Origin of the sequence: Mycobacterium sp. (genome assembly GCF_049585075.1) — a bacterium.
GTDB lineage: Bacteria > Actinomycetota > Actinomycetes > Mycobacteriales > Mycobacteriaceae > Mycobacterium.
The window spans coordinates 1-7,805 of sequence record NZ_JBAUZA010000463.1; the positions used below are offsets into that span (position 1 = coordinate 1).

Genomic DNA, 7,805 nt, shown 5'->3' on the forward strand with positions numbered 1-7,805 from the left:
CCGTGACGCTGCACGATCCGCAGGTCCGCGGTCGGCGGCAGGTGCCCGCGCCACGCGTCGTCGATGATCACTGGTGAGTCGGCCGGACCCCACTGGCCGCCTGGGTGGCGGTAGCAGTAATAGTCAGCCCGCAGGTTTAGCCCAGCACTACACCCGATTTCGAAAAGCCTTATGGGTAAACCGAATCGGCGAGCAAGGATGAGCAGACCGCCGATCAGAGCGGCGGACCGGCCCACCTCGTTGGTTTGCGGTGGCTGATCGAGCACCGCCCGCAGCAGCTCGGCGTGTTCGGAGGCGGCGACCGCAAGATCAGGCCAGGCCGGCTGCGCATCCCACTGCCCGCCCGTGCTCGGATACCAACGGCGTAGCTCGGGAGCGCGGCCGTCGAGCGCCAGCCGGTGCAGCCCACCGAGCAGCCGCAGCGGCAGCGCCAGCCGCCCCGCGTCGTCTTCGTGCCCGGACAGGATGGCGGCGAAGACACCGCCGGCTTCCACGTCGGCCGCCACCAGGTCCAACATGTCGCCATACATCGGCGAGCCCATACCGGCGCAGATCTGGCCCTGTAGTCGGAGAGACCGCATCAGGCGGCTATCGTCGCCGGCGGGGCTCATTGTGCCGCTCCTCCAGCTTGTCCAGGCCGGCGCGGACGACGTCGAACGCATCTCCGAGAGCCTGTGGTAATGAGACGGATTCGTCGTCGAGCCAGTGCCCGTAGGCGCTCAGGGCGACGCCAAGCAGCATCCAGGCAACGGTCTGCGGCAGCAGGTCGCTGGTTCGAAGGCCGGATCGGCGTGCCACGAACTCCGCGATTACTTCGCGCCAGCCGGCATACATCGTCATCGAATACGCTTGCAGTTCAGCGGTTTGCAGGATCACCCGCATTCGCTGCCGATGGCGGATCGTCTCCGACTCGTCAAAGGTGTTGAACGACAGCAGCGCCGCACGCAGCGCCTCGCCGAGCGGCATCGCGGGATCGACGTGATCCAACAGCGTGCGCAGGTGCTGCAGGTGAGCGTCGAAGTCTCCCCATGGAATGGCGTTCTTTGATGCGTAGTAACGAAACACGGTTCGACGGGCGATACCCGCGGCCGCTGCGACGTCATCGACGCTCACCTCGACGAAGCCGCTCTCGGCAAACAGGCGCAGAGCGACATCGGTGATGTGCTGCGGCGTCGTGGAACGGCGCCGGCCGACCCGCGCCTGCTCCAGCATCCGCTCCCCCTTTTTACGAAGCCTCTTCCATTTTTGGCACTCGATGCCATATCCTTACCGAGATTGTCACCAGATCGACGCGACTTGTCGAGACCCTGTTAACGAAAGGCAACGTCATGGAGCCCAACCAGCAGACAGACACCGACACCGAGCTCGTCACCGAGTCTTTGGTTGAAGAGGTGTCCATCGACGGGATGTGCGGAGTCTACTGATCGTGACTGCCCCCGCACAGGGGCTGCAACCGACAATCGGGTTCGATCCCGGCCTCGCGTGGCGGTTGCACCCGCAGGTGGCCGTGCGACCCGAGCCGTTCGGCGCGCTGTTGTATCACTTCGGCACCCGCAAACTGTCATTCCTCAAGAACCGCACCATTCTCGCGGTGGTGCAATCGCTGGCCGACCATCCAGACATTCGCGCCGCCTGCCGTGCAGCCGGCGTCGAGGATGAGCGCCAGGCTCCTTACCTTCATGCACTAGGCGTGCTGGCCGGTTCCAATATGTTGGTGCCGGTAGCGCCGAAGGAGGCGACGTGACATCGGTTGTGCCACGGCTGGTCGAGCAGTTCGAGTCTGGGTTGGACGCACCTATCTGCCTGACCTGGGAGCTGACCTACGCATGCAACCTGTCGTGTGTGCATTGCTTGTCGTCGTCGGGTAAACGTGATCCGCGCGAGCTGTCGACGCAGGCGTGCAAGGACATCATTGATGAGCTAGAACGCATGCAGGTGTTCTATGTCAACATCGGCGGCGGGGAACCGACTGTCCGGCAGGACTTTTGGGAGCTTGTGGACTACGCCACTGCTCACCACGTGGGCGTGAAGTTCTCCACTAACGGCGTTCGGATCACACCAGAGGTAGCGGCCCGGTTGGCCGCCAGTGACTACGTCGATGTCCAGATTTCATTGGACGGCGCGACCGCAGAAGTCAATGACGCCGTCCGGGGCGCCGGGTCTTATGCGATGGCCATCCGTGCGCTGGAAAACCTTGCCGCCGCGGGGTTCTCCGACGCAAAGATCTCCGTAGTCGTGACTCGTCACAACGTGGACCAGCTCGACGAATTCGCTTCGCTAGCAAGCCGTTACGGCGCCACGCTGCGTATCACCCGGCTGCGCCCGTCGGGTCGTGGGGCTGACGTATGGGACGAGCTGCATCCGACCGCCGACCAGCAGGTCCAGCTTTACGACTGGCTGGTCGCCAAGGGGGAGCGGGTACTGACCGGTGATTCCTTCTTCCACCTGTCCGGACTCGGCGAGCCCGGTGCGCTGGCCGGTCTGAACATGTGCGGAGCCGGGCGGGTGGTGTGCCTGATCGACCCGGTCGGCGATGTGTATGCCTGCCCGTTCGCCATCCACGACCGCTTCCTTGCCGGAAACATCTTGTCCGATGGCGGGTTTGACAATTTATGGAAGAACGCCCCGCTGTTCCGGGAGCTCCGGGAGCCGCAGTCGGCGGGCGCGTGCGGAAGTTGCGGTCACTACGACAGCTGCCGGGGCGGCTGCATGGCGGCCAAGTTCTTCACCGGCCTGCCAATCGACGGCCCCGATCCAGAATGCGTTCAGGGTTACGGCGTGCCGGCATTGGCAGGGCAGCGTGACAAACCTCGACCCGCAGGCGACCACTCGCACGGACGGCGCAGTAGCGGACCGGTGCCGCTGACACTGACCATGCCGAAGCGGCTGTGCAATGAAAGCCCGGTCTAGCCGTGGCCCGAGACGTCTGGTTTGAGACGGTCGCCATCGCGCAGCAGCGCGCCAAGAAGCGACTGCCGAAGTCGTCCTATGCCGCGCTGGTGGCCGCCAGCGAAAAAGGACTGACCGTCTCCGACAATGTCGAGGCGTTCGGCGAGCTGGGCTTCGCGCCCCACGTGGTCGGCGCCATCGAAAAGCGCGACCTCTCGACAACTGTTATGGGGCAAGAGATTTCCCTGCCGGTCATCATCTCACCCACCGGCGTGCAAGCGGTCGATCCTGACGGTGAAGTGGCCGTCGCGCGAGCCGCCGCGGCGCGCGGTACGGCGATGGGGCTGTCGTCGTTTGCCAGCAAGCCGATCGAAGAAGTGATCGCCGCCAATCCGAAACTGTTCTTCCAGGTCTACTGGTCGGGCGGGCGCGAAGTGATCGCCGAGCGAGTCGAGCGGGCCCGGCAAGCCGGTGCCGTCGGGCTGATCGTCACCACCGACTGGTCGTTCTCCCACGGCCGGGACTGGGGCAGCCCGAAGATCCCCGAGCAGATGAACCTGCGGACCATGCTGCGGATGTCGCCGGAAGTGATCACTCGCCCCGGGTGGTTGTGGAGATTCGGCAAGACGCTACGTCCGCCAGATCTGCGGGTGCCGAACCTGGCCCCCCGCGGCGAGCCCGGCCCACCGTTCTTCGCCGCCTATGGGGAGTGGATGGCGACGCCGCCGCCGACCTGGGACGACATCGCCTGGTTGCGCGAGCTGTGGGGTGGCCCGTTCATGCTCAAAGGCGTGATGCGGGTAGACGATGCCAAAAAGGCTGTGGATACCGGGGTTTCGGCAATTTCGGTGTCCAACCACGGCGGCAACAACCTAGACGGCACCCCGGCATCGATCCGGGCGCTGCCCGCGGTTGTGGACGCGGTTGGCGACCAGATCGAGGTGTTGCTGGACGGCGGTATCCGCCGCGGCAGCGACGTCGTCAAGGCGCTGGCACTCGGAGCGCGCGCGGTGATGATCGGCCGCGCCTACCTGTGGGGCCTGGCGGCCTCCGGGCAACCCGGTGTCGAGAACGTGCTCGACATCCTTCGCGGCGGCATCGACTCCGCGCTGATGGGTCTCGGTCGCGCGTCGGTGCACGACCTCAACGCGGACGACATCTTGGTGCCGCCCGGGTTTGCCCGAGCGCTCGGGCTGCCCCCGTCCGGGCCGGGCGGAGCCTAGCCAAGGGCGAGCGAAACCAGCGAGTATTTTGATACCCACGTGGCTGACGTGGCGCCGGTGACCGGGTTTAGTGAACAGGCGGCGGCAAAAATTTTATCGATAGCGCCAACAATCGATGCACGACAGGTGAATTCGTCCTACCATCACCGAGTGGCTGTCCTCGCCGAACTTGGCGGCTCGACGTCGAGCCAGCTACGAACCATGTCCTTGGGCGTTAGCATCCCGGTCGGATCCACCGAACAGCATGGACCTCACTTGCCGCTGGACACCGACACTCGGATTGCGACGACCGTCGCCAGCGAAGTCACCTCCCGCCTGTCTGACGACCCCCAGCTGCACTGGGTGGTGGCACCGGCCATCGCCTACGGCGACAGCGGCGAGCACCAGAGTTTCCCCGGAACGATCTCCATCGGCACCGAGGTCCTCACCGCGCTGCTGGTGGAGTACGGCAGGTCCGCTACCTGTTGGGCGCAGCGGCTGCTCTTCATCAACGGCCATGGCGGCAACGTCAGGGCGCTGGGCCGCGCGGTGGGCCTGCTGCGGTCCGAAGGACGCGATGCCGGGTGGTGCCCGTGCACGGTGGCAGGCGCTGACGCCCACGCCGGGCACGCTGAAACGTCACTATTGCTCCATATTTCACCAGCCGACGTGCTGACCGACCGGTGGCATGCGGGCAACGGAGCGCCGTTGTCCGACCTGCTACCGTCGATGCTTCGCGGCGGGGTCGCGGCGGTCAGCGAGGTGGGGGGATTGGGTGATCCGACCACCGCGACCGCCGCAGAGGGGGAGCGCATGTTGGCGGAAATGGTCGACGACTGCTTGAGCCGCGTGAAACGTTGGTCGCCCGCTGCCGACGGGATGCTCAAATGACCCAGACGCGGTTGCCGGACGGGTTTGCTGTACAGGTCGACCGGCGGGTCCGGGTGCTCGGCCAGGGCTCTGCTTTGCTGGGCGGTTCACCGACCCGGTTGCTCCGGCTGGCGCCGGCCGCCCAGGACATGCTCGCCGATGGCCGTCTCAAAGTTCACGACGCAGTCAGCGCCGAGCTGGCCCGGACCTTGCTGGACGCGACGGTGGCTCACCCGCGGCCCGCGGGCGGTCCGTCGCACCGCGACGTAACCGTCGTAATCCCGGTGCGGGACAACCCATATGGCTTACGGCGCTTGGTTGCCGCATTGCGTGACTTGAGCATCATCATCGTTGACGACGGCTCATCGACACCCATTGAGCGGGACGACATTGCGGGGGCGCATCCCAACATCGAGGTGCTGCGGCATACCCAAAGCCGAGGGCCTGCGGCGGCGCGCAATACCGGTCTGGCCGCCTGCAAGTCTGGCTTCGTCGCGTTCCTGGATTCCGACGTCGTACCGCGACGCGGCTGGCTGGAGGCTCTACTCGGCCACTTCTGCGACCCCACGGTGGCGCTGGTCGCCCCGCGAATCGTTGGTCTGGCCCAGACGGACCATCTGGTTGCGCGCTACGAGGCAGTGCGCTCATCGCTGGACCTTGGGCAGCGCGAAGCCCCGGTCATTCCGTACACCAGCGTCGCCTATGTGCCGAGTGCGGCGATCATCTGCCGGACGGCCAGGCTTCGCGAAATCGGCGGCTTCGACGAGACCCTGCGCTCGGGTGAGGATGTCGATCTGTGCTGGCGACTTGTCGAAGCCGGTGCCCGGCTGCGCTACGAGCCGATCGCTCAGGTGGGACATGATCATCGCACGCAATTGCGGGATTGGATTGCGCGCAAAGCGTTTTACGGTGGTTCGGCGGCCCCGCTGTCGGCCCGACACCCCGACAAGATCGCCCCATTGATGATCTCTGGTTGGGCACTTGCGGCATGGGTCCTGATGGCCATTGGCTCGAGCTTCGGCTATCTGGCATCACTGTTATTGGCGGGGCTGACCGGTCGCCGCATCGCGAGGACGTTGCAGGATGCTGACACCGAGATCTCGGATGTGCTGGCGGTAGCTGCCCGCGGCCTCTGGTCGGCGGCGCTGCAACTGGCGTCGGCGATCTGTCGGCACTATTGGCCGGTCGCGCTGCTGGCGGCCATCGTGTTCCGTCCCGCTCGCCGCGTCGTGCTGATCGCCGCGGTCGCCGACGGGGTGGTGGATTGGGCAAGCCGCCGGCGATCCGCCGACGAAGACGCCAAGCCGATCGGGCTGTTGACTTATCTGGTCCTCAAGCGCCTTGACGACCTCGCCTATGGCCTCGGACTGTGGTACGGAGTGGTGCGAGAACGCAACATCGGCCCGCTTAAGCCGCAGATTCGAGTCTGACCCCTGACTGCAGCTGCGCTGCACAGCGATGTGCTGATCATCGGTGCGGGAAGCGCGGGATCTGTTGTTGCGAACCGGCTTTCGGCTGATTCAAGCTGTACGGTGACTGTATTGGAGGCTGGACTCGGACTAGCCGATCCAGCCTTGCGGGCCGAAACGACGAATGGGTTGCGGCTGCCGATCGGGGCCGCGAGCCCGCTCGTACAGCGTTATCAGACGCAACTGACCGAACAGCCGACTCGCCAGATCACGATCATGCGCGGCGCGACGATCGGCGGTTCCGGAGCCGTCAACGGCGGATATTTCTGCCGCGGTTTGGCACGTGACTTCGACGGCTATCGGGTGCCGGGCTGGGCCTGGTCAGACGTCATCGGCCACTTCCGGGCTATCGAGACCGACCTGGATTTCACCGGCTCCGCGCACGGCGACGCCGGCCCGATTGCGGTTCGCCGGACTGGCGAAATCATCGGCAGTACAGCTACTTTCGTAGCGGCCGCGCAGCAGGCCGGGTTCGAATGGATACCCGATCTCAACGATGTGGCAATCGCCTCCGCGATGCCGGCGGGCATCGGAGCGGTGCCACTCAACGTCGTTGACGGCGTACGTGTCGGTCCGGGTGCGGCATACCTGTGGCCTGCCTTAAATCGAGAGAACCTCTCGGTGCTGACGCAGACGCGCGCGGTGCGCCTGCGTTTCTCGGGCAGTCGCGTCGTTGGCGTCGACGCCCTCGGGCCGGATGGTCCGATCGCCGCGACCGCCGATCGAATCGTGTTATCTGCTGGCGCGATCGAATCAGCGCATCTGCTAATGCTTTCCGGCATAGGTGAGGAGGGCATGCTTCGTGCTGCCGGGGTTGACATGGTGGCCGGCTTGCCGGTCGGAATGACCTGCAGCGACCATCCGGAATGGGTGTTGCCGACCAACTGGGAAGTTGCTCCCGACCGCCCGGTGCTCGAGGTGGTGCTCAGCACTGCTGACGACATCGAAATACGGCCATATACCGGAGGTTTCGTGGCGATGGTCGGGGACGGCACGGCCGGGCATCCGGACTGGCCGCACATTGGTGTGGCGCTCATGCAGCCGCGGGCGCGGGGACGCATTACGCTGGTTTCCGCTGATCCTTTGGTACCACCTCGAATTGAGCATCGCTACGACGTCGAACCCGCCGATGTGACCGCGTTGCAGCGAGGCTGTGAGTTGGCCCGCGAATTAGCCAGTTCAACAACGCAAGTCGGCGAGCCCGCCTGGTCGACGTCTCAGCATTTGTGCGGCAGCGCCCCGATGGGCCCAGCAGGGGATCCGGTGGCCGTCGTCGATCACCAATGCCGGGTGCACGGCATCGACGGTTTATGGGTGATCGACGGATCAATCTTGCCGGGGATCACCAGCCGCGGCCCGCACGCCAGCATCGTCA

9 protein-coding genes are annotated in these 7,805 nt (G+C 65.4%); 7 read left to right on the top strand and 2 right to left on the bottom strand.

Going from position 1 to position 7,805, the window contains the following annotated elements:
• Positions 1 to 611: DUF2332 family protein (locus tag WB785_RS21875; protein ID WP_424081755.1), on the bottom strand; the 611-nt coding region annotated here is incomplete at its 3' end.
• The gene (gene mftR / locus WB785_RS21880; protein ID WP_424081757.1) at positions 589 to 1,212 is read right to left on the bottom strand and encodes a mycofactocin system transcriptional regulator; all 624 of its coding nucleotides are present in this window, start codon (positions 1,210 to 1,212) and stop codon (positions 589 to 591) included. The genes mftR and WB785_RS21875, both read right to left, overlap by 23 nt.
• Before the next feature lie 116 nt (positions 1,213 to 1,328).
• On the opposite strand from mftR, the gene mftA reads away from it, so the two are divergent.
• The 7 genes from mftA to mftG all read left to right on the top strand — a co-directional run.
• A complete protein-coding gene (gene mftA / locus WB785_RS21885) occupies positions 1,329 to 1,424 on the top strand; it encodes a mycofactocin precursor MftA (protein WP_324850848.1) in 96 nt (31 codons plus the stop codon).
• Complete coding sequence (gene mftB, locus WB785_RS21890; protein ID WP_424081760.1) at positions 1,409 to 1,744, top strand: mycofactocin biosynthesis chaperone MftB; 336 nt, start codon at positions 1,409 to 1,411, stop codon at positions 1,742 to 1,744. Before mftA ends, mftB begins: the two co-directional genes overlap by 16 nt.
• On the top strand, positions 1,741 to 2,910 hold the full coding sequence (mftC, locus tag WB785_RS21895; protein ID WP_424081761.1) for a mycofactocin radical SAM maturase: 1,170 nt from the start codon (positions 1,741 to 1,743) through the stop codon (positions 2,908 to 2,910). Before mftB ends, mftC begins: the two co-directional genes overlap by 4 nt.
• A 2-nt stretch (positions 2,911 to 2,912) precedes the next feature.
• Positions 2,913 to 4,112 carry a pre-mycofactocin synthase MftD gene (gene mftD, locus WB785_RS21900; protein ID WP_424081763.1) on the top strand — a complete coding sequence of 400 codons (1,200 nt, stop codon included), beginning with the start codon at positions 2,913 to 2,915 and terminating at the stop codon, positions 4,110 to 4,112.
• 126 nt (positions 4,113 to 4,238) lie between these two features.
• Positions 4,239 to 4,982: a mycofactocin biosynthesis peptidyl-dipeptidase MftE gene (gene mftE / locus WB785_RS21905; RefSeq protein WP_424081765.1), complete on the top strand. Its 744-nt coding sequence runs from the start codon at positions 4,239 to 4,241 to the stop codon at positions 4,980 to 4,982.
• Positions 4,979 to 6,391, top strand: coding sequence for a mycofactocin biosynthesis glycosyltransferase MftF (gene mftF / locus WB785_RS21910; protein WP_424081767.1), 1,413 nt, complete (start codon positions 4,979 to 4,981; stop codon positions 6,389 to 6,391). The genes mftE and mftF overlap by 4 nt, the downstream gene beginning before the upstream one ends.
• A 3-nt stretch (positions 6,392 to 6,394) precedes the next feature.
• Positions 6,395 to 7,805: mycofactocin dehydrogenase MftG (mftG, locus tag WB785_RS21915; RefSeq protein WP_424081769.1), on the top strand; the 1,411-nt coding region annotated here is incomplete at its 3' end.

Coding starts and splice junctions, on each gene's coding strand:
- mftR (WP_424081757.1), bottom strand. CDS start 1,212: ATGCTGGAGCAGGCGCGGGTCGGCCGGCGCCGTTCCACGACGCCGCAG.
- mftA (WP_324850848.1), top strand. CDS start 1,329: ATGGAGCCCAACCAGCAGACAGACACCGACACCGAGCTCGTCACCGAG.
- mftF (WP_424081767.1), top strand. CDS start 4,979: ATGACCCAGACGCGGTTGCCGGACGGGTTTGCTGTACAGGTCGACCGG.